Source organism: Ruegeria sp. ANG-R (assembly GCF_000813985.1).
Taxonomy (GTDB): Bacteria; Pseudomonadota; Alphaproteobacteria; order Rhodobacterales; family Rhodobacteraceae; genus Ruegeria.
This window is the reverse complement of record NZ_JWLJ01000004.1, coordinates 264,800-290,494: the sequence shown is the minus strand read 5'-3', so window position 1 is coordinate 290,494 and position 25,695 is coordinate 264,800. Positions and strand designations below refer to the sequence as shown.

Genomic DNA, 25,695 nt, shown 5'->3' with positions numbered 1-25,695 from the left:
CTAGGTCCAGTACAACCAGACCGGAGGCCTCATGACCCGAACACCTCAGAACATCAGCGCCGAACTGCTGGACGCAGCCCGCAAGGCGGGCGCCGAAGCGGCAGATGCCATTGTTATTGATGGCTCATCCGTTTCCGTCGAGGTGCGCGGCGGTGCGCTGGAACATGCCGAACGCTCGGAAGCGACCGATCTGGGGCTGCGGGTCTTTCTCGGCAAACGTCAGGCGATCGTATCCAGCTCAGATAGCCGTGCAGAAACACTTGAGGCGATGGCCGAACGCGCCGTTGCCATGGCCTGCGAAGCGCCGGAAGATCCGTTCACCGGTCTGGCCACCCCCGATCAGTTGATCGCCGACTGGGACATGGACGCGCTGGAACTGTTTGACCCAACTCCGGAACCCGGTGCCGAAGCTCTGATGCAGGACGCGCTGGCGGCCGAGACCGCAGCGCTTGAGGTCGCGGGCGTTTCACAGGTTTCCGACGCTGCGGCCGCTTATGGCACCCACCGGGTCCATCTTGCGGCGTCGAACGGTTTTTCAGGCGGTTACATGCGCAGCAGCAGGTCAACGTCGTGCGTCGCTATTTCCGGCGAAGGTACGGGAATGGAACGCGACTATGACGGCGACAGCCGCACCTTCCAGTCGGACTTGCGCAGCCCGTCTGAAATCGGCTGCACCGCTGGTGAGCGCGCGGTTCAGATCGTCGGTGCGCGCAAACCGCAGACCGGCAGTTTCCCTGTCGTCTTCGACGAGCGTATTTCTTCGTCCCTGATCGGCCATCTGCTGGCAGCCAGCAATGGTGCCGCGATTGCACGGGGAGCCTCGTGGTTGAAGGAAAGCCTGGGCCAGCAGGTTCTGCCATCACAACTGTCACTGATCGAAGACCCGCATCGCCCGCGTATCCCGGGCTCGCGTCCGTTTGATGCCGAAGGGCTGGCAACGCGACGCCGGGCTATCGTAGAGGATGGCGTTTTGACCGGGTGGACACTTGATCTGTCCAGCGCCCGCAAACTGGAAATGAGCCCGACCGGCAACGCAGCGCGCGGCGTTTCGGGGCCGCCGTCGCCCAGCAACTGGAATTTAAGTCTGACGCAGGGCAACAAGACCCGTGCCGAGCTGTTGCGCGACATGGGGACCGGGCTGCTGGTCACTTCAATGATCGGATCGACCATCAACCCCAATACCGGGGACTATTCCCGCGGCGCTTCGGGCTTCTGGGTGGAAAACGGTGAGATCACGCATCCTGTCAACGAATGCACGATAGCGGGAAATCTCCGGGACATGCTGATGCGGATCATACCGGCAAACGATGCGCGAACTTACCTTTCACGCGTCGTGCCGTCGCTGTTGATCGAAGGGATGACACTTGCCGGCAACTGACCTGCCCCTTCTGATCGACGCCGCGCTTGAGGCCGGAAAGATCGCTACACGCTATTCAGGCCCGCAGGCCCAGCGCTGGGACAAGCCCGGAGGCGCAGGCCCGGTGACCGAGGCTGATCTGGCCGTCAACGCGATGCTCGAGAGTGAGCTGCAGACCGCCCGGCCGGACTATGGGTGGCTCAGCGAAGAGACCGAGGATTCCCCCGACCGGCTGAGTTGCGACCGGGTATTCGTCATTGATCCCATTGATGGCACCAGAAGCTTCGCCGAAGGGTCGCGCACCTGGGCACATTCGCTTGCAGTGGCCGAGCGCGGAGAGGTTACGGCAGCGGTGATCTACCTGCCACTGCGCGATCTTCTCTATGCAGCCGCAAAAGAACAAGGTGCAACGCTGAACGGCACAGGCATCCATGTTTCGGGGTCGGTGCACCTGTCCGAGGCCGAGATACTGGCCGCGAAACCGAACCTCGATCCGCACCACTGGCGATCCAAAACTGCCCCGGACTTTCGCCGGGTATATCGACCGTCGCTTGCATATCGGATGGCGCTCGTTGCACAAGGACGTTTTGACGGGATGCTGACACTGCGACCCAGTTGGGAATGGGACATCGCCGCAGGTGATCTGATCCTGCGCGAGGCGGGCGGGCGGTGCACGGATCGCCTTGGGCAGCCGCTGCGGTTCAACAACGCCCACCCGCGCCTGAATGGTGTTGTGGCGGCTGGCTCTGACGTACACGCAAGCCTTCGTGACCGGCTTGACCCGAACGGGGCCGGAATTCCGGCATGAGCAAACCGCGATCACTCAGCCTGGCTGCCTATCGGGTGCTGTCCTGGGGCGTACCGCAAGGTACGGGCCACGCAGATATTGCACGCCCGCAAGGCGAGGTTTTGTGGGTGCATATCAGCTCACCAGACCGGTTGCGCGCGGTCGATGATTTTTGCGGTCGCTTGCTGTCGCTTCAACCGGACTTGTCACTGTTGCTGACCGCGCCGCCCGACACCAATCTGGAGGATTGGGAAGACTGCAGGACGCCGATCCTGAAGCTACCAGCCGAACAAACCGGGTCGGCACGCGCATTTCTGGACCACTGGCGCCCTGATATGGGGCTTTGGTTCGGTGGCGGGCTGATGCCCAACATAATTACCCGCGCGCAGGAGCAGGATATTCCACTGATTTTGCTCGAGGCTCAGGTCGATGTGAAGACCGCACGGGGTGGGCGCTGGCTGCCGGATATCACCCGGTATACGCTGGACTGTTTTAAGACAATTCTCGCCCCCAATGACGAAACAGCCCGCCAAATCAGAAGATTGGGGGTCAACTCGGCAAAAATCTCGGTCGCGCCTCCGTTGCACATCAGCCCGAATCCCGATGCATGGCCCGAGGATGAATTGATCGAGACCAACCATACGCTGGCCGGGCGACCGGTTTGGCTGGCCGCCTGGGTGCAGGACAAGGAATTCATCTCGGTTCTTAGTGCACATCGACAAGCCCTGCGAACGCTTCCGCGTCTGGCGTTGGTTCTGCACGTGGCAGATATGTCCGAGGCGGCGCCATTGTACAAACGTCTCGAGGCAATGGACCTGCGGTGCGCGAACTGGGATGATAGCCATCCCATCGAGGACACCACGCAAGTGATTCTGTCGGCCGAGCCCGAAGATCTGGGCCTGTGGCACCGGGTGTCAGCGGTCACCTTCATCGGCAGTTCGCTGGAACGCGGCGCCGGAGGCCATGACCCATTGATCGCGGTCGCATTGGGCTCGGCAGTAATCCATGGCCCTCATGTCAGCAAATACCGCAGCCTTTACGACAGGTTGAATCAAGCCAACGCCGCGCTGACCGTCAGGTCCGCAACAGAGCTGGGCGATGGCGTTGTGGAATTGTTGGCACCTGATCGCACCGCAGACATGGCGCTGGCCGGATGGCAGATTGTGACCGAAGGTGCGCCGCAGGCGGACCAACTGATCGAATTGGTGCAAGACACCCTGGACCAGCGGAGAGCCCGAGATGCGCGCACCTGATTTCTGGAACTCGGGCCCTGACCAGTTGGATTTACGCGCCCGTCTGCTGGCGCCGCTTGGGCGCATCTATGCGGCTGCCACCGCTCGCCGAATAACCACGGGGCAAAGCACCTCTGTGGGAGTGCCGGTTATCTGCGTCGGCAACCTGAATGCAGGCGGCACGGGTAAAACACCAACGGTGATCTGGGTGCTGGATCATCTGCGGGGCACATGGCATCAGCCTCATATCGTAACGCGCGGTCATGGCGGTTCGCTGGAAGGTCCGGTTCAAGTCGACCCCCGCAAACACACGGCAGCACAAGTGGGCGACGAACCGCTATTGCTCGCCGCATTCGCCGATGTCTGGGTCGCCAAGGATCGCGCTGCGGGTGCACAGGCAGCCGCAGCGGCGGGAGCGACTGCCATCGTGCTGGATGACGGATTCCAGAACCCCGCAGTCGCCAAGGATTTCTCGATCATCGTGGTGGATGCAGCGCGGGGATTTGGCAATGGCCTCTGCCTGCCTGCCGGGCCGTTGCGTGAGCCTGTTAACGCGGGATTGAAACGGGCTGATCTTGTGCTCTCACTTGGGGATGCCGAGGCGCAATCGAATTTTGCCAAACGATGGGGTCACGCGCTGACGGTACCCCATGCCACGGGTGAAGTACGACCACTTCAAACTGGTATGGACTGGAGCCATACGCCCGTTCTTGCCTTTGCGGGTATCGGCTATCCCGAGAAGTTTTTTCAGACTCTGCGTCAGCAAGGCGCCAAACTGCTTCGGGCCGAAGCCTTGGACGACCACCAACCGCTGACCTCTGCCCTGATGACCCGTCTGGAGAACGAATCCAAGGCGCTTGGCGCGCAATTGGTCACTACCGAAAAGGACGCGGTACGCTTGCCCGCCGCATTCCGAAGCAAGGTTCTGACACTACCGGTCCGATTGCAGATCGATCAGGATGACAAGCTCAGGGAAATGCTGGCTCAGGTTGCGCCCTCGCCCTGAGCGGATGGCCAGCCCTAAGCGGGCTGGCCGACCATGGGTCAGCTGCCCAACTCGTCTTCGATCAACTTCTTGAAGTCGTCGTAAGACTGATTTTCGACCTGTTTGCCATTCACGATGAAAGACGGAGTCGCCTGGATGCCATCGCGTTCGGCATTTTCCTGATACCAGGCCACCAGTGTCTGCGCACGGGCACCATCCTGCAGACAGGCCTCAAGCTGATCGTTGTCGATGCCCGCAAGACGGCCGATCTTGCGCAGTTCGTCAACGATTTCAGCAGGACCTCCGGCACGGGTCCACTCGGACTGGCCTTCGTAGATCAGATCGGTGATACCAAAGAACTTCTCGGGGCCCGCACAGCGTGCCACCATCGATGCCCACAGACCGTAGCGGTCAAAATACACCTCACGGTATGTAAACTTGACCTTGCCGGTATCGATAAAGTCCTTCTTGAGCTGCTTATACGCGCCCTTGTGGAAATTCGCACAATGCGGACAGGTGTACGAAGCATATTCGATGATCTCGACCGGCGCGTCTTCGGCACCCTGCACCATCTCAACGATGGTCGATGTGTCCAGATCCGCCTCCTGCGCTTCGGCGGCGCCGATCAGCGGGTTGGCGGGGGTGGTATTGCTCGACTGTGTCAACCAATAGCCGCCAGCGGCCACGGCGACAGCCGCACATATTACGGTAGCAATCCGGCTCATTCCTCAGCCCTTTCTTAGCGTTTCTGTCTGGATAAAACGTTGCGGCCCAAACGTTCAAGGGCCGCACGCAAATCTTCATCATGAACTGCGCGCGACACATTGTCGGCCTCAGCCGCAATTTCCGGTGAAATGGCAGGTTTCGTCTGTTTCGGCTTGTGATCGAAACTGGCCTGCCCCTCGGCAAATCCGGTAGGCGCAGTCTGGGTGATACGCACCCGATTGATCGCATTGTAGCCATAAACCGCGTTCACCTTGTCACGCAGCTGCTCTTTCTGCATCTCCAGCATCGGTGCCTGCGGTCCGGTGGTCAGCACTGTCAATGTCGCGCCGAAGCCGCCTTTGCCATAGCCCACGTTCACCGGTCGGGCGATCGCAGCGATATCCTGGCCCACGATCTCAGCCCAATGGGTCAACAGACGCGAAACGGCAAAGCCACGGCTTTCCCCGGCCTGCCTGATCCGGTCGTTCAGCAAAGTGGCGGTGCGTTTGAACCCGCGGGTCGAGGAACGTCTGCGTTGCATCTGGTTTCCAACTGCTGCCCGACTATTGTAATAGGCTGAAACCCGGGCGCCAGTGAAACCCGACAGGGAGTTACATAAAACTTGCGTGACTGCACTGAACTTGACCTGAGCAATACGCTGCTGGAGTGGTATGACCACCACGCGCGAGAGATGCCATGGCGTGTTGGCCCGGCCGATCGCGCGGCTGGAGTGCTGCCTGACCCCTACCGCGTCTGGCTGTCAGAAGTGATGTTGCAGCAAACCACTGTTGCCGCCGTGCGCGATTACTTCCTGCGGTTTACCTCTCGCTGGCCGACGGTCGGTTCATTGGCAGCCGCAAAAGACGATCAGGTTATGGGCGAGTGGGCGGGCCTTGGCTATTATGCCCGCGCCCGCAATCTGCTGAAATGCGCACGGGCTGTGGTGTCGGAACATGACGGGCAATTTCCCGACAGCTACGATGCACTGCTGAAACTGCCGGGCATCGGACCCTACACCGCTGCTGCCATTGCCGCTATTGCATTTGATCGTCAGGAAACCGTGCTGGACGGCAATGTCGAACGCGTCATGGCCCGGCTTTATGACATCCACGCGCCCCTGCCGGGGTCAAAACCAGAACTGAAAGAAAAAGCAGCAGCGCTGACACCGCCACGCCGACCCGGAGACTACGCGCAGGCGGTGATGGACCTGGGCGCGACGATCTGTACACCAAAGTCACCCGCCTGCGGCATATGCCCTCTTTGCGCGTCCTGTCAGGCGCGGGCGGCGGGTACTCAGCCAGACCTGCCGCAAAAAACACCCAAGAAACCGAAACCAACACGGCTGGGCCATGTCTACATCGCTCGACGCGGTGATGGCGCAATGCTGCTGGAACGCCGCCCCGACAAAGGTCTGCTGGGTGGTATGCTGGGTTGGCCCGGCTCGGACTGGTCAGACGCGCCGAAGGAGGGCCCTCCTTTTCCGGCCCAGTGGCAGGAGTTATCGGGCGAAGTGCGCCACACCTTCACCCATTTCCACCTCATCCTGCGTATCTGGACGGCCGAGCTTCCCTCTGGGGCGGACCCCGATGGCCTGATAATCATGGATAAACACCAGTTCAGACCCGGCGACCTGCCGACGGTTATGCGCAAGGCCTTTGATCTCTGGCGCGGCCATTAGACCGCTGTGCAAAGCCTGATGCGCAGTCTACTGTGCCGCCAACGTTTCGGAGCCTCAAGATGATCGCATCTGACACCCTGTCCCGCTGGCAATCCGCCCTTCCTTTCTGGATTTCATATCTGCTGATCCCGCTGATTTGGGTGACCTCTGCCGCAGGCGGCTGGTGGGTCTTGCTTGTACCGCTTTCGACCTGGTGGGCCTTCGCTGTGCTTGACCGCCTTACGGGGTTGAATCTGGAAAACGCCGACCCGGAAACACCGGATGCAGCATTGCACTGGTATATCTGGCTGACCAAAGCGTGGGCGCCCGTACAGTTCCTGACCCTTTATGGACTGATTTGGTACACAACCCGCGCCACTGATCTGTCTTCTATCGAAAAGATCGGCATATTCTTCGGAATGGGGGTCATTTCAGGCACCATCGGGATCAACTACAGTCACGAACTGATGCACCAGAACGGCAGGCTGGAGCGCTGGCTGGGAGACATCCTGTTGGCGATGGTGCTGTACTCCCATTTCCGGTCCGAGCATCTGCTGGTCCATCACCGTTATGTCGGCACCCCGCGCGATCCGGTAACCGCGCGCTACAACGAGGGTTTTCACCGGTTCTATCCACGCGTCCTACGCCAAAGCCTCATATCCGCCTTCCGTGCGGAACGGGACAAATTGGCGCGCAAAGATCGCCCGTGGACCGACCCGGCAAACCCGTTCTGGCGCTATTGGGCCCTGCAATTCGCGATGCTTCTGCTGGCGCTGCTGATTGGCGGATGGGCGGGTCTGGGCCTGTTCCTTGTACAGGCAGGCACCGCGATCTGGCAGCTTGAGCTTGTCAACTATGTTGAACATTACGGGCTGACGCGCAAACATCTGGGCGACGGCAAATATGAACATGTGCGCCCGCGCCACTCGTGGAATTCCTCGCAAAAAGCATCAAACTGGCTGCTGATCAACCTGCAGCGCCACTCTGACCACCACTATAAGCCAAATCGCCGTTTCCCACTTTTGCAGCACCATTCGCAGGACACAGCGCCTCAGCTGCCGCATGGGTATCCGGTCATGACGATTGCCGCGATGATCCCGCCTCTGTGGCGGCGCATCATGAACCCCAAGGTCCGAGCGTGGCGGCGGCAATACTACCCCGAGATCACCAATTGGAAGCTCTATAACAAAGCACAAAACCCCGCGCCCCGACCCTGACCCTGACCCTGACCGCAGCGTGCGCCAGCGCGCTGCCCGGCCCAACGGGAGGAATCGCATCTTTGATGCGGTCCTGACGGGCGGGAGCTCTGGCGACTACAGCACCCAGACATCCATCGGAGCGGCTACCCCGCGCACGACCTGGTCTGGGCGTAACCGAAATCCAGCCATCATATCTTGCGCATTCGGTATCTCTTTCAACGCCTGAACCCGCACCGCGTCGCTGACAATAATGCGCGCATGAAGATCGCGTGTCAGGGCCTCGAGCTTTGCAGCAACATTCACTGCATCGCCGATCACCGCAAATTCCAGCCGGTTGGCCCCGATATCACCAAGAACAACCGATCCATGATGGACCCCGATGCCGATTTGAATCTCAGGCTCACCCAAGCGTTTACGATCACGATTCCAACGCTCGATCATCTCGACCATCGCCCGGGCACAGGCCAGCGCGTTGCTCGCATCCAACCCGCTGGGTATCGGCGTGCCAAACGTGGCCATCAACCCGTCGCCCAGATACTTGTCGAGCGTTCCGTGATGACGAAACACTTCGGTCTCCATCCGGGCGTGAAAGCCGCGTAAGACTTCAATCACCTCATATGGGTCACGCCCGCCGGCAAATTTCGTGAAACCCACGATATCTATGAACAGAACCGCAATGTCTTCTTTGCGGATCTGTTTCAGCGGCTCGTCGTTCTGGCTCAGTTCTTCAACCACATTCGGCGAGAAGTAACGCGAAAGGTTTGCGCGCTCGCGCTCCAGCCCGGCATTCGACATCAGCAAGCGATTGAGGCGCCGCATCGACACCCCGAGCGTCACTGCAACCATGACAAATACAATTACCTGTTGGATACGCTGCGATACCATGAAGCTGTTTGGATCAAGCATCTCGGCAACTGCCGGATACCCTCGCAACGCCTCGGCCACGTCCTCGCTGATCCCGGGTATCGGTGTTGCGACCCACCAGGCAACAATCCAACCTGCCGTCCACATCGCAGCGGTCCATGAGCCGATCGCGATCACAGTGCGCCAGGAATAGGCCAGCGTACCCGCAGCCAGAATGATGAAGAAATACTGGAAGTTATCGAACCGATACTGCATCGCCAGCGGTCGCACATCATCACTGAACGGATTGGGCACGATCATGCCAAGCGTCATGATCAGCAGGTCGACGAAGATCAAAAGCAACTCGGTCCGGGATTGACCTACACGGCCTGCACGCCGGATCAGCCAGCCATTGGCACAGATCAGCAGAAGGATGAAATGGTACCAAAGGACATCCCACTGGGGGTTCAGATAGATCAGCAACACACCGGTCAAAGCCATTGCAATCCAACGTGCCCGAACGGCCAGCTCCAACCCTTCCCGCTTGTTTCGTTCCAGCGCGGCCTCGGTGTATTTGTTGTCGAGGCCGAAATTGTCGGGCTGCGTGACAAATAGCCTGCTCAGGCGCGATTGGCTGACGGTGGTCTCGGTCATTGCCTGTATCTCCCACAAGGGCTGTCTGGGGCTATCCTATGCAAGCATCCCCGGCGCAAAAACAAAAGACCCCGCCGGGAACGGCGGGGCAAGGCGTAGTGCCTTGTGTCAGGCCACAGGCACCGGCGGTATTGGTGTTATCAGCTATGCATCTCGGATCGGATCTGCTGACGCAAAACGTCAATCGGCACCGTCTTGCCATCGCGTTTGAAGCACCAGTAGGTCCAGCCATTGCAGGACGGCGCGTTTTCCAGATGCGCCCCCACCTGATGGATCGAGCCTTTGACGTTATCGCCCACCAGCGTGCCATCGGCCCGAACTTTGGCCTTGTGGCGCTGGTTCATGGAATAGAGCTCTTCCCCCGGGCGCAACATGCCGCGCTCGACCAGCTGGCCAAAGGGCACGCGCGGCTCAGCACGTTTGCTGGCACTGACTTCCAGAGCCTCACGGTCGAATTTGCGAACCTTAGCGATACGTTTCTCGGCAACCTTGCGATAGCTTTCTTCGCGTTCGATCCCAATGAACTCGCGGCCCAGCATCTTCGCAACGGCCCCGGTCGTTCCGGTGCCAAAGAACGGGTCGAGGATCACGTCACCCGGATTGGTCGAACCAATCAGCACCCGGTGCAACAGCGATTCCGGCTTCTGCGTCGGATGCGCCTTGTCCCCGTTTTCATCCTTCAGGCGTTCATGTCCGGTACAGATCGGCAGCACCCAGTCGCTGCGCATCTGCACGCCCTCATTCAGCGCTTTCAGTGCTTCGTAGTTGAACGTGTATTTGGCGCCTTCACGCTTGGAGGCCCAGATCATCGTCTCATGCGCATTGGTGAACCGCTTGCCACGGAAATTCGGCATCGGGTTCGATTTGCGCCAGACCACGTCGTTCAGAATCCAATAACCCGCATCCTGCAGGGCTGAACCCACGCGGAAAATGTTGTGATAAGACCCAATTACCCAGATCGCGCCATTGGGTTTCAGCAAACGATGCGCCGCTTTCAGCCAATCACGCGTGAACTGGTCATAGGCGCCAAAGCTTGAGAATTGATCCCAGTGATCATCGACCGCATCGACCTGAGAGTTGTCTGGCCGGTGCAACTGGCCTTTCAACTGCAGATTATACGGGGGGTCCGCAAAAATCAGGTCAACCGACGCCTCAGGCAGACTGTTCATCGCCTCGATGCAGTCCCCGGATAGAATCGTGTTTAAAGGGAGCGCGGTTGCGCCCTTTGTCTTGATTGTGGTCATATCACTGCCTCAGTTCCACGGCGCTTTTGCGCTCATTTGGTTGAGACAAGGATGAGTCAAAGATGATTCGCCGTCAATTTCTTTTTTGAATCAGCAACTTACGATTTACTCTTGATACAAGATATTGTGGACCGGTTTGAACGAACGTCTATGGTGTGGGGTTACGCCGAGATTTTGCAACGCCTCGCGGTGTTGTTTTGTCGGATAACCCGCGTTTGCCTCCCAGCCATATCCGGGATGCTGTTGCGCCAAATCCACCATCAGTTGATCGCGCCAGTTTTTGGCAATGATCGAAGCCGCCGCAATCGACACCGACCGCGCATCGCCCTTCACCACCGCCTCGGATGGAATATCCAGTCCGCGCGGGATCAGGTTTCCGTCGATCAACAGGAAATCCGGTGCCGGGTCCAATGCGGCCACCGCGCGCTCCATCGCGAGATGCGAGGCCCGCAAGATGTTGTATTCATCGATCTCGGCAACCGACGCCTCGGCAATCGCCACGTCGGCCCGTTCGCGCAATGCGACCTCTAACGCGTCGCGACGCTTGGCTGTCAGTTTCTTAGAATCATTCAGCCCGTCGGGAATATCGTGCGGGTTCAGAACAACAGCTGCAGCAACGACCGGTCCGGCCAAAGGGCCGCGCCCGACCTCATCCACGCCAGCGACCCGGAGATATCCCTTGGCCAGCAAGGCCCGTTCTAGTTCAAAATCAGGTGTCGTCATGCCTTTGGCAAACCGCGTTTCTGCGGCAGGCGCAAGACAAAAGAAGAGGGCAGCTTGCGCCACCCTCTCCCGCGCGACGCTTCTGTGGCGCCACTCCTGCTCGAAACCGGTTACTGGTAAACGACACGGTATCCTTTCTGGCGCAGGCAGGCGGGTTCATATGCCCGTTTTACCTTTTTTCCATTCCAGAAACCAACCTTACACTGGCTAGGCAGGCTATCAGCATGTTTGTAGTGTTTTTTCAGACAGTTCGGACCCAGCAACTGCCGATCTGCCGAATAGGCGTTGAATGTGCGCATACAACGATACGGCAGATCGTAGCGCGCAACGCGGTTGGGCAATGGACGTACCTTGTGCTTTTTCTTGGCTTTCTTCGCTTTGGCCTCAGCCCGCTTGTGCCGTTTCCGCCGTTCTGCCTCTTCGTCGCGCTTTTTCTCCTGATGATAATGATTGACCGCCGCACCGATGATCGCGATTGCCGCCAGCCCGCCGAGTATATCTCTGGTGTCTGCTGCGCGCGCTTGCGATGCCGACAGCCCAGTGATGAAAACAGCCGTAGCGACGATCAGGGCAATGAATTTCCGATGCATGATACCTGTCCTTTCGGATAACTGGCGATCCCGTGAAGAACCGCAAACTCGATATTCCGACATTGGGTCAGCCCCAATCAGACAAGCAATAACGGCTGTGTGTTATTCGATATCAGCCCCTCAAACCCCCTCAGGTTATTGAATATCCGGCAAAGCCATGCGCAGGATGCAGCCCATGAAACAGATCTTCTCTTCTCTGGCGCTGACAGCCCTGATATCGCTGAGCGCGCCCGCCTCGGCCGCCGAGTGCTATGCTGACTACAAGGCCAAACAGGACAATCCTTTACGGCTGCATTACGGCGTGATGCAGGTATCGGACTGTAACGCCGGAGCGGCCAAGAGAGAGGTCACGAAGCGATTGAAATCGAACGGTTGGACCTTGCTGAACGTCATGTCCGTATTCGGGCCAGAAGGATTGGATCAAAGGAAGGCGAATGCCGGAAAATTCTACCTCCGTTACTGAGGCCCGCCGCTCGGGCGTTCGGCTCGTCGGGATCGGCATCGCAGCAATCGTCGTCATTCTCATAACGGCGGCGGTTTTTCTGTTCTGGACCCTGCCGGATGCCAATGCATTCAACGCGCGGGTCGAGCGTCTGTTTGTCGAGGCTGATCTGACCTCGCAGTCGGAAATCCGGCTACTGGAGATTCTCGCCCAATCCGGCACCGCATTTGCCGATACCCTGTCCAGCTATAGGATGGTCATCTTCGTGCTGCTGGTTTTTGCCAGCGCCATGCTGATCGCGGCGTTGGTCTTTTTGGTTATGCTGGTTCTGCTGAACCGCCGCATGGCGCAGATCGAGCGGACGGGGATTCAGGTGACGTCACTCTTGATCAGCCGCGAGGAAAACACCGTCTACCTCAACAACATGGATTTCAAACTCACGCCTGCCGCTATGGAAACCCTGTCGGTTCTGGCCGAATCCCGGCTGGATGACGAGGTCCTGTCGGGCGCTCAGATCGAGGCAATGATTTCAGGCAGGCACGCGGCTGACTGTGATGAAGCCGCCGGGGCAACCCGTATCAAGCGCCTGCGAGATGCCTTGGGCAATCAGATGGTCAGCGAACTTCTGGTCAAAAACATAGCCAAAAAAGGCTATATGCTATCGATCGAGAAAGACGTCATTCAGATGGTCTAAAGCCGCCCTTAAGGTAAAATCTACGTGCACATCTTGGAATTTTGGTCCCCAGAGCCCATCCTATAAGAGCCTGGCCAGGGGAGGTTGCAGATGAACGTCCATGCCACACCAAATGTCAAAGGCTATGGAATTTCCGTTGAACCGTTGATGGGTCGGATCGCGATCTACCGCGGCGACATCCTGCTGGCCGAAAGCCGCAACGCCAAGGTCATGTACGAAACACGACTGCCACCCGCGATTTATGTCCCGCGCGAAGACCTGTGCGTCGAGCTCAGCCCCGAGACCGAGCTGCAGACGTTTTGTCCATTCAAGGGCACCGCGACATACCACGACATCAGCCTGCCCGAAGAGCGCCTGACCAACTCGATCTGGGCTTATGAAGACGCCTTTCCCGAAAGCGCGGCCATTCAGGGCCATATCGGTTTCATGCCTGATACGGCAACGCGGATTGATCTTGGAGATAATCAATTACGCCAGCCCGAAGATGGTAATATCAGCGGGCCGCTGATCGATTGGCTGATGCGCGGTGCCTCGGAAATCGACACACCAGATGCCTTCACCAAGGCGCTGGCCGAGAAAATGCTGGAACATGGGATCGCCATTCAGCGTCTCAGCATTCTGGTCTGGTCCTTGCATCCCCTGATCGCCGGAAAGCACTATATCTGGGAAAAGGACGCGGCCGAGATTTCAACCCATACGCCAACCTATGAAATCCATGACCACCCGGCCTTTACCAACAGCCCCTTGCGCCACGTCTCCAACGGGTTGGGTGGCGTGCGGCAGCGTCTGAACGACAACAACCCGCATAACAGCTTTCCGATCATAGAGGACCTGCGCGCCAAAGGAGCCACCGATTACGTGGCCATGCCGCTGCCCTTTTCGGACGGGCGGACAAACGTCCTGACCCTGACCTGCGATCATCCTGACGGGTTCACCACTGAGAACCTCGGTCTGGTCTTCGAGTGCTCGTCCGTCATCGCACGTTTTTACGAGGTATTCATGCAGCGCGAAAACGCACAGGCCCTGCTGGAAACCTATGTGGGCAAACGTTCGGGCGCGCGGGTGCTCGGGGGCGAAATCCGCCGGGGTGACGGTGATGACATCAATGCAGCGATCATGTTCTGCGATCTGCGCAATTCAACTGCGCTGGAAGAAAAACTGGGGCGCGACGACTATATCGATCTGCTGAACGTTTTTTTTGAAACAGTATCCGGGATCGTGCATGATCATGACGGCGAGGTTCTGAAATTCATCGGCGACGCTGTGCTGGCTGTCTTCCCTGCGGGGGACGACGCGGCCACGGCCCGGTCGAACGCGCAACATTCAGCCATTGAGATCGTTGAAAAACTGGCCGAATTGCGCGGCAGTAACGAGGATCACCATAGCGACTGCTCAATAGGCGTCGCTTATGGTCGCGTGACCTATGGCAATGTGGGCTCTCGTGAGCGACTGGATTTTACCGTTATTGGCCAGGCGGCCAATGTCGCCGCCAGATTGGGCGAGTATGGCAAAACCGTAGGTCATAGAATCGTTGTCTCTCAGGATATCGAGCCCGCCTGCAGACACGCGATACCATTGGGGGCGATCAAGCTTCACAATGTCTCACAACCGGTCAACTCATTTGCTCTGCGAACCTCTGCTGATGACTTACTGGATGCATAAGCGATCCATCGGGGTGGGCTCTTAAGATCAGAATACCCATCTTTCATCAGTGTTGGCCTGTTGATCTATCCAGATTGACAGCCAAGCATCGCTCAAACCTATGGCGATCTGCGCGATCTCCCGGCGATACTCCAAAAGCCTGGTTCAACCTCCACCGCCAAGCAGGATCAGCGCCGTCTGTGCGGGTGAAGTTACGCTTTGGATCTGTTTGACCTGATTGCGGGCGAAATATGTATCGGTCAGTTTATCGACAGCTTCACTTTCCGTGAATTGAGCCAAGTCCGACGATCCGGTGGCGCGCAGCAACCGGTCTTTGAACACCTCGAGCTGTTTGTCTATGTCCAGCTGCGCAAAAGCAGCTGGCAGCCCCAGGGCCGTTTCCATCATATTGCGCAAAGGTGGCAATCCCATCAGATCGAACCATTTCCTGTTCTCACTTCCGCCCTGTGTCGCTATCTCTTGCAAGGCGTGCTGAGCAAACAGAGCGATACGCATCGATTCATCTGCCTCACCAACCGAGATTTCGAACCGGGCCACCAGATTGTCGCTGGCAATCTGTTCCATGGCTTTGGCCGAGGCGGTTTTGCGCACGTCGCCTGGACCCAGGCCAAAAGCGTTCGCAAAATCACGATACCGACCATCAGCCAACCTGTTCGCCAGCGCGTCGTCGGCCCGCGTGCCGTCCGACAAAACCTTCTGGATGAAGAACCGATTGTCCAGATCGCCTTCCAGACCGAAAGCGCCGAGAGCAACCTGCAACAGCCGGCGATCCGAAACCAGATCCTCGGCCGAGCGAACTTTTCCGATGTGTTCGAGGAAGTACTTTGTTTCTCTTTCGTTGATCGCTGAAGCTGAATAACTTTGAAGCTGCGCATCATATGTGCGTTGCAGAAAGCGCCAGCCAACCAGCCCGCCCGTCGGTATGACTGGTTGAAAAGTCACTGCTGATACGCCATCAGCCGTTCCTCGCGTGGCAAGAGTGAACGCAACGCTTTCAAGCACTTATAGTACTGCTCGGCCACCAACGCCTCGGTTGCGTCGGCCAGAACCCGGCGACTGTCGGCATCTGTAAATACCTGGCTCAACTCTTCGACACGTCGCAGCAATTGCTGGCGCGCCTGATCGGGTTCGGTATCGCCAGACAAAACCAGCTGCGCCGCGTAACAAACACGACGCACCGGTGTATTGACCTCTTCAGGATGTATCGCATCGCGCAGACGCAGGACGTTAGCCTGTGGCGTCATGATCGAGAACCTGCTTCGACGATCCCCGTTTTCGATCACAACACCGTTGATCAGAACTCGTTCCTTGGGGGCGAGTTTCAAAACCAGTCCGCCCATCAGTTCCCCCTCATCTGACGCAGCCCGCGCAAGACGGCCATGTTGATCTCAAGCAGCGGCTCAACCGTTGCCTTGTTCCCCAACACCTGACTGCTGTGTTGTTCGGTAAATTCAGCCAGATAGAAGATTCGAGCCCGCAGGTTATTCGGTAACGCATTGTCAGAATTCGCGACATCCGTCGCCAGCACGCTCCAAAGACGGCGATTCTCGTGCAGGGCCTGCACGAACCCGGCGAAATCGGTTGCCTTACGCGCTGCGGCGGTCTTCAACCGGTGTGTAATCCTGGAAATCGCCTCATACTCCGTATCCCGAGGTGTTCGCGTCGGTGCAGCAGATTGCGCGTAAGCGCGGTGAGCGAGCGTTTGAGGTGTCACGAGAAATCCTTCCAATTGTCCATCAGCGGGCGGTTATGACCGGGGCACGACGCGCGCGCCCCGGTTCTGGTCCTGGGTTACCGGAACAGCGACAGGATGGATTGCGGTGCCTGGTTTGCAATCGACAGCGATTGCGTCGCCAGCTGCTGCTGCACCTGCAGTGCCTGCAGACGGGCCGAGGTTTCTTCCATGTCGGCGTCAACCAGCGAGCCGATGCCGGATTTGAACGAGTCAGACAGGTTCGAGATGAACTCTTTCTGAGTCTCAATCCGTCCCTGAGCCGAACCAAACGCCGCTGCCGCATCAATAGATGTGTCGATAAGGCTTTCAATTGTGCCCAACGCTGCAGCGGCCCCTGCGTCGGTCGATACATCAATCGATGCCAGTGCTCCCAGGCCACCCGAGTTCGCATTGGTAAACTGCGCGGAAACAGACACGTCCCGATCAGCAGCATCGGCGCCTGTGCCAGTAACAAATGACAACGTGCCTTGTGAGCTAGGATCGTAGTCGATCGAGACACCTTGAATTCCCAACGCATCGATCTGGTTTTTCAGCCCAATCGCCACAACTGCATCAGTATTGGCAGCATCGTAGGTTCCAGAGGGATCAAGGTCAGCATCCTGCACCGTATACGAAACGGTCTGGTCACCAACGGTGATCGAAACCTTGTCACCAACTGCGAAGTTATCAGTCGAGCTGTCAATGACGATGGTCCCGGAGCCACCATCTCTGTCCATGGTGAAACCGGCGGCATCCTCGTCTGTGGCCGTATTGTCCGAACCAGCCAGAACGGCCTTACTGACATAGCCTCCGGTAGACAGGTTTTGACTGGCAACCGAGATCGAGGATGCAGTCACACCGCCAGCTGCATCACGATCCAGGGAGGAAAGAATAGATGCGGTGCCAGCTGTGCCGTCCACCAGGTTCAGCCCGTTGAACTGTGCAGCCCCGACGACCGAAGTAATCTGATCGCGCAGAGCGGACACATCGGTATTGATCTTGCCGCGATCCACATTGTCTTCCTGTGCCGCGACGATCTTCTCCTTCATCTGGCTAAGCAGATCGGTCACCGTTTCCGAGGCGTTCCGCGCCACAGCAACAGTCGATTCACCCAGCGCAAGGCTGTCCTTGATGGCGTTGAAGCCCTTAACGTCGGATTCCATCACCTTCGAAATGGCCCAGACGGCAGAGTTATCCTTGGCCGTGGCCACATCCTTACCGGTCGAAATCGCGTTCTGCGTCATTGCCAGGTTCTTGTTGACCGATTTGAGAGTTTGCAGCGCAACCATGGCGCCATTGTTTGTCAGAATGCTGGACATATTTGTCATCCTTTATACGTGCGGGCGCGTTTGACGCCCATGTTGGACCCACCGAGCCGGCAGGCATTCTGTCTTTCTGACTTGTGCGTCGTACCCTGCGGCCTTCGCGCCACCTGCTGTTTCAGGTGCACCGTCACATTTGACCGCCATCCCCTAACGGAGTGCTAAGACAAGAAAATCCAAAACCTCGGATTTGAATCAAACCAGGATCTAAGCCCGTTTTTCCAGCTTTGCCTGCGACCGCAGAACAAACCCGTTCCGCTGACCAGCGGCGTCGTACGTACTGAATTCCTGCTTTACCCGGCGCAGTTCCGACATCCGGTCCGCGACGGCGCGAATACCCTCGGCCGCGTTGTTTAGAAGGGCCTGATTGCGTGCGACCTTTTTCTGAACCCGGATCAGATCATCGCTTTCCAGCACATGCAGCTGGTTAATAACGCCAATCAGGGTTTCCTTTTCAGGTGTCAATCGGCTCAAATCAGTCAGGTCCCCTTGGATCAAAGCCGCACGCTCAAGATCCAACAAGTCTTCCAATGCCCGGATCGGGTTGTTATCCATCGGACTTCTCCATCATTGAGTTGAATATTATCTCGGAAAGCCCAACTCCTCCGGCTCTGGCCATCTGCCGCGCCTGCTGCTGGACAAGAAACGAGGCAAACTGATCCTCACCCGCCCCCCCTCCGAAGGAACTGCGCGTCTGGCCAAGGCCCGCGGATTTCAGCATCTCAGCCAGAAAAGCGGCTTCAAGCTCAACAGACGCGGCTTTCAGTTTCTGTGGAATCTGTGCGGAAAGCGCGGTGGCCCCGGTCGCTGTGATCGTCATCGGTTTCTCCGAAAATTGCTTCGAACTTTCGCGATCAAAGAGGAAAGCAGTTAAAATAAACGTAACTCCTTGGGTACATAGTGCGGGCCAGACAAACGGAGCCGGAGCAAAAAATGCCCAACCCGCTGACACTCATGACGACCGCGCATTCCACCGGGGCCAAAACCGGCGCGCCTCAAGGAAAGGAGCGGGAGACCAGGGGCGGATTTGCCTTTGAGGACGTGCTGAACGAGGGCGTCGAACAACAAGAAGCGGAAGACGCGCTGGTGGCCGCGGCTGATCCCGAACTGTCGGCAGAGCCATCGAACCCCGAGGCAGTCACTTCTACCGAGTCGCCGGCTCCAGGCAAAACCGATGAGCCAAAGCCAATCCACCCTCAGGCAGGCCTGCAAGACCCGCCCACCGAACCTGAGGATGTGATGGCCGATAAGACAGGCGCTGCGGCTTCGCCCTCCGACGCAATACAGCGGGTCCCTCCCTCATCCACGGAAGAACCGGGTCAGTACAACAAGAGAGTAACTCAGGGGGCAGCCGTTCCAACATCGAGCGACAATTTTCCCAACGCCAATGGCCCAGTTCAAAAGCCTGAAACCGGGCACACCCAAGTTACGGAGCAGAGTCTTGCCCCAGTTGCGCCGAGTCCAGATTCGGCACCGGGTGCGGACCCGAAACCACCACGACGCAGAGTTGAAGCAGGGGACCGTTTTGCCACTCATCCAAACCAGCTGGCAAAAGACCAATCAGCTCAGCAAGCTGCCATCTCTGCCGCATTCAAGACACAGGCACCGACGCAGACCTCAGGCTGGACGCAGGACACTGGCATCACTGACACCCCAGCAGACCCAGAGCCGAAAGACATACCCTCGCTCAAAGAGTTGACCGCTGGTCACACCCTTCGTGACACGATGCCAACGGCGCCCATCGCCAATGCCCGCGCGGAGACAGCACGCGCGATCGCAGGACAGCTTGCCGCCGTGGTATCGACCCGTCCCGGTGCAGGTGGCGTGGAAATCGCCTTGAACCCAGAGGAGCTTGGACGCGTATCCATTACACTCAACAGCAGAGAAGACGGGTTTTTTCTGACCATCGCCGCTGAACGCCCTGAGACGCTTGATCTGATGCGGCGGCACATTGCGATCCTGTCCGCGGAATTCGAAAGGCTGGGGTACGGAGATCTGTCGCTCGATCTTGGCATGTCCGGAGAAGCGCCACAGCAGGGAGGCCATCCAGAATCCGATACCGCTGTGGATTCAGTCGAAATGGCAGGCGCAACAGATCATCCGGCTCCAACGATCCCCATCGGCCCTGACCGGGGCCTTGATATGAGGCTTTGATCGATGATTACAACACCCACGTCAGCGGCTTCACAAGCCGCAAACCCCAGCGCGGTCAGCAACAATCAACGCTCGGCCCTGGCTTCGGATTTCGAAACCTTTCTGCGCATGTTGACCGTACAGGCGCGCAATCAGGACCCTTTGGAACCTCTGGATTCATCCGAATATGCGTCGCAGCTGGCACAGTTTTCTATGGTTGAACAACAGGTCAAAGCCAACGAGCTTTTGTCCGGTCTGGCCCTGACTTTGGGGGCCGTCAATCTGAACCAACTCGCTGGCTGGGTCGGAATGGACGTCCAGGTCGCTGCGCCATTCCGCTTTGAGACTCACCCCATTCCGATTTTCGCGGAGGCCGAGCCCACCGCAGACCGGGCGGAACTGGTCATTCGTGACGATCAGGATACGGTCGTCGACCGCATCCCGGTACCCAGCGACAAGTCCGAATTTGAGTGGGCTGGAGTGAGCAGCACCGGTGACCCTTTGCCAGCGGGCAACTACTCGGCATCTCTGGAAAGCTTCAAGGGCGGCAAGTTACTGTCCGATACGCCCGCTTCCGCCTTCAGCCGCGTGGTCGAGGCGCAGGTCAGCGAGGACGCTGTAGTGTTGAAGCTGGACAGCGGTGCCGAGGTGTCTGTCGACAAGGTTACACAAATCCGCACGGGTGCTTGATCTGGAGCGCAAGGCGGGCCAAAGCTTGGCCAATCGCGACTCGCCTCCAAATCCGGTATATCCCCTGTCTGATCGTAACCAACCTCCACCCGGTCTTGTTGCCCTGCTCCGCACCCGAGAGCTGATTGATCCCGCAGTGAACTTCGAAGTGCTGTATGGGGGGCGGACCAATCGTGTTTGGAAGGTGCTGTCGGGCAAGAACGACGCCGTATTGAAGCTTTATTGCGCCTCGTTCCAAAACCCGTTGTTCCGAAATGATGCAAGGCTTGAGGCCGAGTGCCTGCGCGCACTCAACAGCTCTGGTTTCGTCCCCAATCTGCGCGCGACCGGCTCGTTCGGGAACGATAGCTGGGTTTACTATGACCACGCGCCGGGTGCGCCATGGCGGGACGGAGTTGAATGCGTCGCCCTTCTGCTCAGAAAACTTCACCAGATTCCGGTCGATCTGGACCTTCCGGACGGCTGCAACGGCAGCGACGACCTGGACCGGCACGCGCGTCAGATTTTGGCGTCCTGCCAGTCGCAGGAACAGAAATCGTTGCTTGCGATGCAACCTCAGGGTCATATCCCGCCGCTCTCCGATCAGTGCCTGATCCATGGCGATCCCGTCGCGGGAAATATTTTGCAATCCCCGGATGGGCTGACACTGATCGATTGGCAATGCCCCGCTCTGGGCGACCCCTGTGAAGATCTGGCGATGTTCCTTTCACCAGCGATGCAGCAGCTTTATCGCGGCGCACCCTTGTCCGAGGCTGACATGGCGCAGTTCCTTGCGGCTTACGACTGTCCCAAAGTTACCGAACGCTATCTGACACTGCGTCCCTGGTTTGCGTGGCGCATGGCGGCCTATTGTCTTTGGCGGATCGAGAACGGATCACCTGACTACGCGCCTGGATATGAGCTTGAAGTCGCAGCCCTATAGGTCCGCCAAACCCAGAAAAGCATAGGCCGGCGGCATTAAGACACGGCGCCAGCGGCCCAAAGGAAATCGGCTTGGCGGTTCTGCAATCGGCGGCGGAAGGCCGGTCGATTGTCCTAAAGCCAGCCGTGCCAACGCACGCCCGCAATAGGTACCCATTGCGACACCGTTGCCATGATAGGCAAACCCCGCATACATCCCGCCTTGGCCCGGAACCGGACCCGCAAAGGGCACGAGATCTCGGGCCAGGCAAACCATACCAGACCAGATATGCGTGACATCAATCCTCGCCCAGGCGGGGAACATCTGTTTGAAGTCTCGCAGTACCTTTCGCCGAATGCGGGCCTCGGCCCGGGACGATGACATCAAACCGCCGCGCATCCCGAACAGAAACCGCCGATCCGGCATCAATCGGAAATAATGCAGCAGGTTGCGTGTGTCATAGGCCATCTGATCCGATGTCCACCCCTGCGCCTGCAGTTCAGCATCTGTCAGGGGGCGCGTAACCAGAACAGTTGATTGTGTTGGCATATAGCGCGCGGCCATCCATGGCGGCAGGTCCTCGCTTGAATAGCCATTTGTACAGATGAGGACCGTCGAAGCGCGAACGTTGCCCGCAGGTGAGGTAAGGACATATCCTGAAGCGGTCTTATCGATCTGCGTAACCGGGCTGTTCTGGAATGGTTTTGCACCCTTTGACCGAGCGGCTTCCGCCAGCCCGAATAGATACTTTCTCGGGTTCAGGCCAAAACCTACGGGCGAGGTATAGCCCCCAAAGAATGCGCCACCCAACCCAAGTCCCTGCAACTCGTTTCTCTCATGCAATTGCCCGGTCGGATCGGCCGACTGACGCAGACGTTCCATGGCACGTTCTGAATGGGCGAGCTGAGTTTCGCCGCGGGAATGCGTATCCGCATCAATTCGGTGACAAGACAAAAGGTCGGCAACCAGCGATACGGCATCTTCCTCTGCCCTGAAATATGCCCGCGTCGCCGCCGGGCCATATCGGCGGGTCAGGCTTGCCTCGCTTAACTTCGAACCGCCCAGGCAGCAGAACCCGCCGTTTCGCCCGGACGCCCCCCAACCCGGAGTTTCCGCCTCAAGAACGGCGACCGAAGCCCCCGCCTCAGCCAGATGCAGCGCGGCAGACAAGCCGGTGAAACCGCCGCCGACAACAGCGACATCAAAGCTGAGGTCGCCCTCCAGCGTCGGCCAGTCCGGTGCCGCGATTGTCTCGTCCCACCAACACCCTGCACGGGGGGCGGGGCCATAGGCGTAATCCGAGAAAACCCGCCTCATTCGACCTGCGCCGCTGCCTGCTCATCCTGTTTCTGCCGAACCATCGCCCGTTTTGTCACCAGTGACGCGACGATAACGCCCACTGTGACAACCGCAATCATCAACGTGGACAGCGCGTTAATTTCAGGGCTGACACCCAAACGCACGGCTGAGAATATCTTGATCGGCAGCGTGGTGGCTGAAGGTCCGGATGTGAACGAGGCGATCACCAGATCATCAAGCGACAGGGTAAAGGCCAGCAACCAACCCGAAATCACCGCCGGCGCAATGATCGGCAAGGTCACCAGACGAAAGGCTTGCGCAGGTGAGCAGCCCAGATCCAGCGCCGCCTCCTCCAGCGACCGATCAAAGGTCACAAGACGCGAGGACACGACGACTGAAACGAAACACATCGAAAATGTCGTATGCGCCAGCACGATGGTCAGGATACCCCGATCCAATCCGATGCCGATGAACAACAACAGCAGCGACAGGCCCGTGATCACTTCGGGCATCACCAGCGGGGCATAGATCATCCCGGAAAACAGTGTTCGTCCAAAGAACCGCCCGCCGCGCACCAGAACATAGGCTGCTGCGGTGCCCAGAATCGTCGCAAGCGTTGACGAGAACACCGCGACCCGCAGCGTGACCCAAGCCGCATCAAGAAAGGCTTCGTTCTGCATCAACTCGCCGTACCATTTGGTCGAAAACCCGGCCCAAACGGTGACAAGCTTGCTTTCGTTGAAGCTGAAGATGATCAGGATGATCATCGGGATATAGAGAAACGCGAAACCAAGCGTCAGAGAGACAGTATTGAACCAGCTGAGTCTGCTCATTTTTCAGCCTCCGTCTGCTTTTGCTGGTTCCGCTGGAACAGCACAATCGGGACTACGAGGATAAGCAGCAGAACCACCGCCACTGCGCTTGCAACCGGCCAGTCGCGGTTCGAGAAGAACTCTTCCCAGAGCACCTTGCCGATCATCAATGTACCCGATCCACCCAGAAGCGACGGGATCACGAATTCACCAATCACCGGGATCATCACCAGGAAACAGCCTGCTATTATACCGGGGCGTGACAGAGGGATAGTCACCAACCAGAAAGCCTGCAGACGCGAGCAACCCAGGTCTTCAGCCGCTTCGATCAGCGAGCCATCCATCCGTTCCAGCGACGAATAAATCGGCAGGATCATGAAGGGCAGATAAGTGTAGACGATACCGATATAGACCGCCGTATTGGTGTTCAGAATGGTCAGCGGGGTCGAGATGATGCCCGTCCATAACAACAGCTGGTTCAGATAACCTTCGTTGCTGAGAATGCCCATCCACGCGTAAACCCGGATCAGGAACGAGGTCCAGAACGGCAAGATAACCAACATCATGAATGTGGGTCGCCATTCTTCAGGCGCACGCGCCATCGCGTAGGCGATCGGGTAGCCGACAATCAGAGTGAGAATTGTCGAAATCAGAGCGATTTTGACGCTGGAAAGGTAAGCTTTCCAGTATAGATCATCCTCAGTCAGCCAAACGAAGTTCTCAAGATCAAGCTGGCTGAAGAAGTTCTTAATGCCAGTCCAGCCCTCAGAGAAATCCAATGTCGGCGTGTAAGGTGGAATGGCCAGCGCGGTGTCCGAAAGTGAGATTTTCAGAACGATAAAGAACGGCACCAGAAACAGCGCCAAAAGCCAGACATAGGGAATGGCGATCAGAACGGCGCGACGCATCAGTTTTCCAACAAGACCGCGGCAGTCGCTGTCCAGGACAGCCAGACCGGGTCTTCCCACGTGAAGGAACGGCGCGAGATACGACGGGTATTCGCCGTTTGTGCCTTGATGATTGTACCGTTCGGCAGCTCAACATGATAAGTCGACAGATTGCCCAGATAAGCGATGTCATGCACCTTACCTTGGATCGCATTAATCGCATCTGCGGGCCGCTCGGCAGAAATGGCGACTTTCTCGGGACGGATCGCCAGATGGCAGCGCTGCCCATTGGACAACGCGGTCGCGGATGACGCCGTGAGCGGAGGCTGACCCTCGGCCCAATCGATCTGATAGCTTTCATCGCCTTGTGCTGTGGCACGCCCTTCGATGATGTTCACGTCGCCGATAAAATCAGCGACATAGACGGAATTCGGTGTCTCATAGATGCGATCGGGCGTCGCCACTTGCATGAGCTTGCCTTGATCCATAACGGCCACTCGGCTGGCAACGGTCATCGCCTCTTCCTGGTCGTGGGTTACGATGACAAAGGTCGTGCCTGTCTTTTCCTGAATGTCCATCAACTCGAATTGAGTATCCTGACGCAGTTTCTTATCCAGCGCGCCCAAGGGTTCGTCGAGCAAAAGCAGTTTTGGCGCTTTGGCCAATGACCGGGCCAGCGCCACGCGTTGGCGTTGACCGCCCGAGATCTGATGCGGCTTACGGCGCGCAAATTGCTCGAGCCGGGTCAGGCGCAGCATCTCTTCAACGCGTTCTTCCAGATCGCGTTTGGGCATGTTGTCCCGACGCAGACCAAAGGCGATATTGTCCCAGATGCTGAGATGAGGGAACAGGGCGTAAGACTGAAACATCATGTTCACCGCCCGTTTATTGGGCGGGATCGGATCGATATCCTGACCCCCAAGAAGGATGTGTCCTTCGGTCGGGGTTTCAAAACCGGCCAGCATCCGCATCATCGTGGTCTTGCCACAGCCCGACGGCCCGAGCAGCGCAAAGAACTCGCGTTCATAGATATCCAGCGACAGATTATCTATTGCGGTGAAGGCGCCAAAGCGTTTGGTGACGTTCTGGAACTGGATCAAGGGTTTCGCCTGCGGGTCATCCCACGGCGCAAATACTTCTGAATTCAAAGCGGCCCCCGTTTA

At 58.0% G+C, this 25,695-nt stretch carries 28 protein-coding genes; 12 read left to right on the top strand and 16 right to left on the bottom strand.

What is annotated here, in order from left to right; genetic code table 11:
* Nucleotides 1-31 precede the first annotated feature (31 nt).
* From RA27_RS13275 to lpxK, 4 genes are read left to right on the top strand one after another with little or no spacing between them, the layout of a single operon-like run.
* Complete coding sequence (locus RA27_RS13275) at nucleotides 32-1,378, top strand: TldD/PmbA family protein (protein ID WP_039539658.1); 1,347 nt, start codon at nucleotides 32-34, stop codon at nucleotides 1,376-1,378.
* Nucleotides 1,365-2,165, top strand: coding sequence for a 3'(2'),5'-bisphosphate nucleotidase CysQ (locus RA27_RS13270; protein ID WP_039539655.1), 801 nt, complete (start codon nucleotides 1,365-1,367; stop codon nucleotides 2,163-2,165). The genes RA27_RS13275 and RA27_RS13270 overlap by 14 nt, the downstream gene beginning before the upstream one ends.
* The gene (locus tag RA27_RS13265; RefSeq protein ID WP_039539652.1) at nucleotides 2,162-3,397 is read left to right on the top strand and encodes a glycosyltransferase N-terminal domain-containing protein; all 1,236 of its coding nucleotides are present in this window, start codon (nucleotides 2,162-2,164) and stop codon (nucleotides 3,395-3,397) included. The genes RA27_RS13270 and RA27_RS13265 overlap by 4 nt, the downstream gene beginning before the upstream one ends.
* Entirely contained in the window at nucleotides 3,384-4,382 is a 999-nt protein-coding gene (gene lpxK / locus RA27_RS13260; RefSeq protein ID WP_039539642.1) for a tetraacyldisaccharide 4'-kinase, read from the top strand. Before RA27_RS13265 ends, lpxK begins: the two co-directional genes overlap by 14 nt.
* A 38-nt stretch (nucleotides 4,383-4,420) precedes the next feature.
* Here lpxK and RA27_RS13255 read toward each other — a convergent pair whose 3' ends face one another.
* Both RA27_RS13255 and RA27_RS13250 read right to left on the bottom strand, forming a co-directional pair.
* Nucleotides 4,421-5,086: a DsbA family protein gene (locus RA27_RS13255; protein WP_039539639.1), complete on the bottom strand. Its 666-nt coding sequence runs from the start codon at nucleotides 5,084-5,086 to the stop codon at nucleotides 4,421-4,423.
* A 14-nt stretch (nucleotides 5,087-5,100) separates the two neighbouring features.
* Entirely contained in the window at nucleotides 5,101-5,607 is a 507-nt protein-coding gene (locus RA27_RS13250) for a DciA family protein (protein ID WP_039539637.1), read from the bottom strand.
* Between the two features lie 81 nt (nucleotides 5,608-5,688).
* Here RA27_RS13250 and mutY point away from each other — a divergent pair, with 81 nt between their 5' ends.
* Both mutY and RA27_RS13240 read left to right on the top strand, forming a co-directional pair.
* Nucleotides 5,689-6,744 carry an A/G-specific adenine glycosylase gene (mutY, locus tag RA27_RS13245; protein WP_039539635.1) on the top strand — a complete coding sequence of 352 codons (1,056 nt, stop codon included), beginning with the start codon at nucleotides 5,689-5,691 and terminating at the stop codon, nucleotides 6,742-6,744.
* A gap of 59 nt (nucleotides 6,745-6,803) precedes the next feature.
* Entirely contained in the window at nucleotides 6,804-7,940 is a 1,137-nt protein-coding gene (locus RA27_RS13240; RefSeq protein WP_039539630.1) for an alkane 1-monooxygenase, read from the top strand.
* 96 nt (nucleotides 7,941-8,036) lie between these two features.
* Here the strand turns inward: RA27_RS13240 and RA27_RS13235 are convergent, their stop codons facing one another.
* The 4 genes from RA27_RS13235 to RA27_RS13220 all read right to left on the bottom strand — a co-directional run bounded on the left by RA27_RS13235 (nucleotide 8,037) and on the right by RA27_RS13220 (nucleotide 11,976).
* Entirely contained in the window at nucleotides 8,037-9,419 is a 1,383-nt protein-coding gene (locus RA27_RS13235; protein ID WP_039539627.1) for an adenylate/guanylate cyclase domain-containing protein, read from the bottom strand.
* A 140-nt stretch (nucleotides 9,420-9,559) separates the two neighbouring features.
* On the bottom strand, nucleotides 9,560-10,663 hold the full coding sequence (locus tag RA27_RS13230) for a site-specific DNA-methyltransferase (protein WP_039539625.1): 1,104 nt from the start codon (nucleotides 10,661-10,663) through the stop codon (nucleotides 9,560-9,562).
* A 105-nt stretch (nucleotides 10,664-10,768) separates the two neighbouring features.
* Nucleotides 10,769-11,386: a ribonuclease HII gene (locus RA27_RS13225; RefSeq protein ID WP_039540035.1), complete on the bottom strand. Its 618-nt coding sequence runs from the start codon at nucleotides 11,384-11,386 to the stop codon at nucleotides 10,769-10,771.
* A gap of 110 nt (nucleotides 11,387-11,496) precedes the next feature.
* Complete coding sequence (locus RA27_RS13220) at nucleotides 11,497-11,976, bottom strand: hypothetical protein (protein ID WP_052265287.1); 480 nt, start codon at nucleotides 11,974-11,976, stop codon at nucleotides 11,497-11,499.
* 175 nt (nucleotides 11,977-12,151) lie between these two features.
* Between RA27_RS13220 and RA27_RS13215 the strand changes: the two genes are divergently transcribed.
* The 3 genes from RA27_RS13215 (at nucleotide 12,152) to RA27_RS13205 (ending at nucleotide 14,774) form a co-directional block, all read left to right on the top strand.
* Complete coding sequence (locus tag RA27_RS13215) at nucleotides 12,152-12,439, top strand: hypothetical protein (protein ID WP_039540028.1); 288 nt, start codon at nucleotides 12,152-12,154, stop codon at nucleotides 12,437-12,439.
* Nucleotides 12,411-13,112, top strand: a complete 702-nt coding sequence (locus tag RA27_RS13210; RefSeq protein WP_039539621.1) for a helix-turn-helix domain-containing protein — start codon at nucleotides 12,411-12,413, stop codon at nucleotides 13,110-13,112. Before RA27_RS13215 ends, RA27_RS13210 begins: the two co-directional genes overlap by 29 nt.
* Nucleotides 13,113-13,202: 90 nt before the next feature.
* Nucleotides 13,203-14,774: a DUF427 domain-containing protein gene (locus RA27_RS13205; RefSeq protein WP_039539619.1), complete on the top strand. Its 1,572-nt coding sequence runs from the start codon at nucleotides 13,203-13,205 to the stop codon at nucleotides 14,772-14,774.
* Nucleotides 14,775-14,918: 144 nt separating this feature from the next.
* On the opposite strand, the gene RA27_RS13200 is transcribed toward RA27_RS13205, so the two are convergent.
* The 6 genes from RA27_RS13200 to RA27_RS13175 all read right to left on the bottom strand — a co-directional run bounded on the left by RA27_RS13200 (nucleotide 14,919) and on the right by RA27_RS13175 (nucleotide 18,630).
* Nucleotides 14,919-15,716: a DUF1217 domain-containing protein gene (locus RA27_RS13200; RefSeq protein ID WP_039539616.1), complete on the bottom strand. Its 798-nt coding sequence runs from the start codon at nucleotides 15,714-15,716 to the stop codon at nucleotides 14,919-14,921.
* Complete coding sequence (gene flbT / locus RA27_RS13195; RefSeq protein WP_039539614.1) at nucleotides 15,713-16,114, bottom strand: flagellar biosynthesis repressor FlbT; 402 nt, start codon at nucleotides 16,112-16,114, stop codon at nucleotides 15,713-15,715. The genes RA27_RS13200 and flbT overlap by 4 nt, the downstream gene beginning before the upstream one ends.
* Nucleotides 16,114-16,488, bottom strand: a complete 375-nt coding sequence (flaF, locus tag RA27_RS13190) for a flagellar biosynthesis regulator FlaF (RefSeq protein ID WP_039539611.1) — start codon at nucleotides 16,486-16,488, stop codon at nucleotides 16,114-16,116. The genes flbT and flaF overlap by 1 nt, the downstream gene beginning before the upstream one ends.
* 77 nt (nucleotides 16,489-16,565) lie before the next feature.
* The gene (locus tag RA27_RS13185; protein WP_039540025.1) at nucleotides 16,566-17,807 is read right to left on the bottom strand and encodes a flagellin; all 1,242 of its coding nucleotides are present in this window, start codon (nucleotides 17,805-17,807) and stop codon (nucleotides 16,566-16,568) included.
* Between the two features lie 210 nt (nucleotides 17,808-18,017).
* Nucleotides 18,018-18,365 (bottom strand): flagellar biosynthesis protein FlgN, encoded by a 348-nt coding sequence (locus tag RA27_RS13180; RefSeq protein WP_039539609.1) that lies wholly within the window; start codon nucleotides 18,363-18,365, stop codon nucleotides 18,018-18,020.
* Nucleotides 18,358-18,630 (bottom strand): rod-binding protein, encoded by a 273-nt coding sequence (locus RA27_RS13175; RefSeq protein WP_039539606.1) that lies wholly within the window; start codon nucleotides 18,628-18,630, stop codon nucleotides 18,358-18,360. Before RA27_RS13175 ends, RA27_RS13180 begins: the two co-directional genes overlap by 8 nt.
* 113 nt (nucleotides 18,631-18,743) lie before the next feature.
* Between RA27_RS13175 and RA27_RS13170 the strand changes: the two genes are divergently transcribed.
* Genes RA27_RS13170 through RA27_RS13160 form a run of 3 tightly spaced genes read left to right on the top strand, consistent with a single transcriptional unit; the run spans nucleotide 18,744 to nucleotide 21,555 of the window.
* Nucleotides 18,744-19,964, top strand: coding sequence for a flagellar hook-length control protein FliK (locus RA27_RS13170; protein ID WP_039539604.1), 1,221 nt, complete (start codon nucleotides 18,744-18,746; stop codon nucleotides 19,962-19,964).
* 3 nt (nucleotides 19,965-19,967) lie between these two features.
* Nucleotides 19,968-20,633, top strand: a complete 666-nt coding sequence (locus tag RA27_RS13165) for a flagellar hook capping FlgD N-terminal domain-containing protein (RefSeq protein WP_052265286.1) — start codon at nucleotides 19,968-19,970, stop codon at nucleotides 20,631-20,633.
* 25 nt (nucleotides 20,634-20,658) lie between these two features.
* On the top strand, nucleotides 20,659-21,555 hold the full coding sequence (locus tag RA27_RS13160) for an aminoglycoside phosphotransferase family protein (RefSeq protein ID WP_241484068.1): 897 nt from the start codon (nucleotides 20,659-20,661) through the stop codon (nucleotides 21,553-21,555).
* On the opposite strand, the gene RA27_RS13155 is transcribed toward RA27_RS13160, so the two are convergent.
* The 4 genes from RA27_RS13155 to RA27_RS13140 are packed head-to-tail and all read right to left on the bottom strand — an operon-like array spanning nucleotide 21,550 to nucleotide 25,680.
* Nucleotides 21,550-22,851 (bottom strand): FAD-binding oxidoreductase, encoded by a 1,302-nt coding sequence (locus tag RA27_RS13155; RefSeq protein WP_039539602.1) that lies wholly within the window; start codon nucleotides 22,849-22,851, stop codon nucleotides 21,550-21,552. The genes RA27_RS13160 and RA27_RS13155 overlap by 6 nt on opposite strands.
* A complete protein-coding gene (locus tag RA27_RS13150) occupies nucleotides 22,848-23,666 on the bottom strand; it encodes an ABC transporter permease (RefSeq protein ID WP_039539600.1) in 819 nt (272 codons plus the stop codon). Before RA27_RS13150 ends, RA27_RS13155 begins: the two co-directional genes overlap by 4 nt.
* Nucleotides 23,663-24,553 carry an ABC transporter permease subunit gene (locus tag RA27_RS13145; RefSeq protein ID WP_039539598.1) on the bottom strand — a complete coding sequence of 297 codons (891 nt, stop codon included), beginning with the start codon at nucleotides 24,551-24,553 and terminating at the stop codon, nucleotides 23,663-23,665. Before RA27_RS13145 ends, RA27_RS13150 begins: the two co-directional genes overlap by 4 nt.
* On the bottom strand, nucleotides 24,553-25,680 hold the full coding sequence (locus RA27_RS13140) for an ABC transporter ATP-binding protein (RefSeq protein ID WP_039539596.1): 1,128 nt from the start codon (nucleotides 25,678-25,680) through the stop codon (nucleotides 24,553-24,555). The genes RA27_RS13145 and RA27_RS13140 overlap by 1 nt, the downstream gene beginning before the upstream one ends.
* Nucleotides 25,681-25,695 lie beyond the last annotated feature (15 nt).

Excerpts from the sequence above, each read along its gene's own strand:
- RA27_RS13210 (WP_039539621.1), top strand. The coding sequence starts at position 12,411 with ATGCCGGAAAATTCTACCTCCGTTACTGAGGCCCGCCGCTCGGGCGTT.
- lpxK (WP_039539642.1), top strand. The coding sequence starts at position 3,384 with ATGCGCGCACCTGATTTCTGGAACTCGGGCCCTGACCAGTTGGATTTA.
- RA27_RS13220 (WP_052265287.1), bottom strand. The coding sequence starts at position 11,976 with ATGCATCGGAAATTCATTGCCCTGATCGTCGCTACGGCTGTTTTCATC.
- RA27_RS13180 (WP_039539609.1), bottom strand. The coding sequence starts at position 18,365 with ATGGATAACAACCCGATCCGGGCATTGGAAGACTTGTTGGATCTTGAG.
- RA27_RS13175 (WP_039539606.1), bottom strand. The coding sequence starts at position 18,630 with ATGACGATCACAGCGACCGGGGCCACCGCGCTTTCCGCACAGATTCCA.
- RA27_RS13225 (WP_039540035.1), bottom strand. The coding sequence starts at position 11,386 with ATGACGACACCTGATTTTGAACTAGAACGGGCCTTGCTGGCCAAGGGA.
- RA27_RS13145 (WP_039539598.1), bottom strand. The coding sequence starts at position 24,553 with ATGCGTCGCGCCGTTCTGATCGCCATTCCCTATGTCTGGCTTTTGGCG.
- RA27_RS13240 (WP_039539630.1), top strand. The coding sequence starts at position 6,804 with ATGATCGCATCTGACACCCTGTCCCGCTGGCAATCCGCCCTTCCTTTC.
- RA27_RS13165 (WP_052265286.1), top strand. The coding sequence starts at position 19,968 with ATGATTACAACACCCACGTCAGCGGCTTCACAAGCCGCAAACCCCAGC.
- RA27_RS13205 (WP_039539619.1), top strand. The coding sequence starts at position 13,203 with ATGAACGTCCATGCCACACCAAATGTCAAAGGCTATGGAATTTCCGTT.
- RA27_RS13230 (WP_039539625.1), bottom strand. The coding sequence starts at position 10,663 with ATGACCACAATCAAGACAAAGGGCGCAACCGCGCTCCCTTTAAACACG.
- flbT (WP_039539614.1), bottom strand. The coding sequence starts at position 16,114 with ATGGGCGGACTGGTTTTGAAACTCGCCCCCAAGGAACGAGTTCTGATC.
- RA27_RS13255 (WP_039539639.1), bottom strand. The coding sequence starts at position 5,086 with ATGAGCCGGATTGCTACCGTAATATGTGCGGCTGTCGCCGTGGCCGCT.
- RA27_RS13215 (WP_039540028.1), top strand. The coding sequence starts at position 12,152 with ATGAAACAGATCTTCTCTTCTCTGGCGCTGACAGCCCTGATATCGCTG.
- RA27_RS13185 (WP_039540025.1), bottom strand. The coding sequence starts at position 17,807 with ATGTCCAGCATTCTGACAAACAATGGCGCCATGGTTGCGCTGCAAACT.
- RA27_RS13170 (WP_039539604.1), top strand. The coding sequence starts at position 18,744 with ATGCCCAACCCGCTGACACTCATGACGACCGCGCATTCCACCGGGGCC.
- RA27_RS13155 (WP_039539602.1), bottom strand. The coding sequence starts at position 22,851 with ATGAGGCGGGTTTTCTCGGATTACGCCTATGGCCCCGCCCCCCGTGCA.
- RA27_RS13235 (WP_039539627.1), bottom strand. The coding sequence starts at position 9,419 with ATGACCGAGACCACCGTCAGCCAATCGCGCCTGAGCAGGCTATTTGTC.
- RA27_RS13265 (WP_039539652.1), top strand. The coding sequence starts at position 2,162 with ATGAGCAAACCGCGATCACTCAGCCTGGCTGCCTATCGGGTGCTGTCC.
- RA27_RS13275 (WP_039539658.1), top strand. The coding sequence starts at position 32 with ATGACCCGAACACCTCAGAACATCAGCGCCGAACTGCTGGACGCAGCC.
- RA27_RS13150 (WP_039539600.1), bottom strand. The coding sequence starts at position 23,666 with ATGAGCAGACTCAGCTGGTTCAATACTGTCTCTCTGACGCTTGGTTTC.
- RA27_RS13250 (WP_039539637.1), bottom strand. The coding sequence starts at position 5,607 with ATGCAACGCAGACGTTCCTCGACCCGCGGGTTCAAACGCACCGCCACT.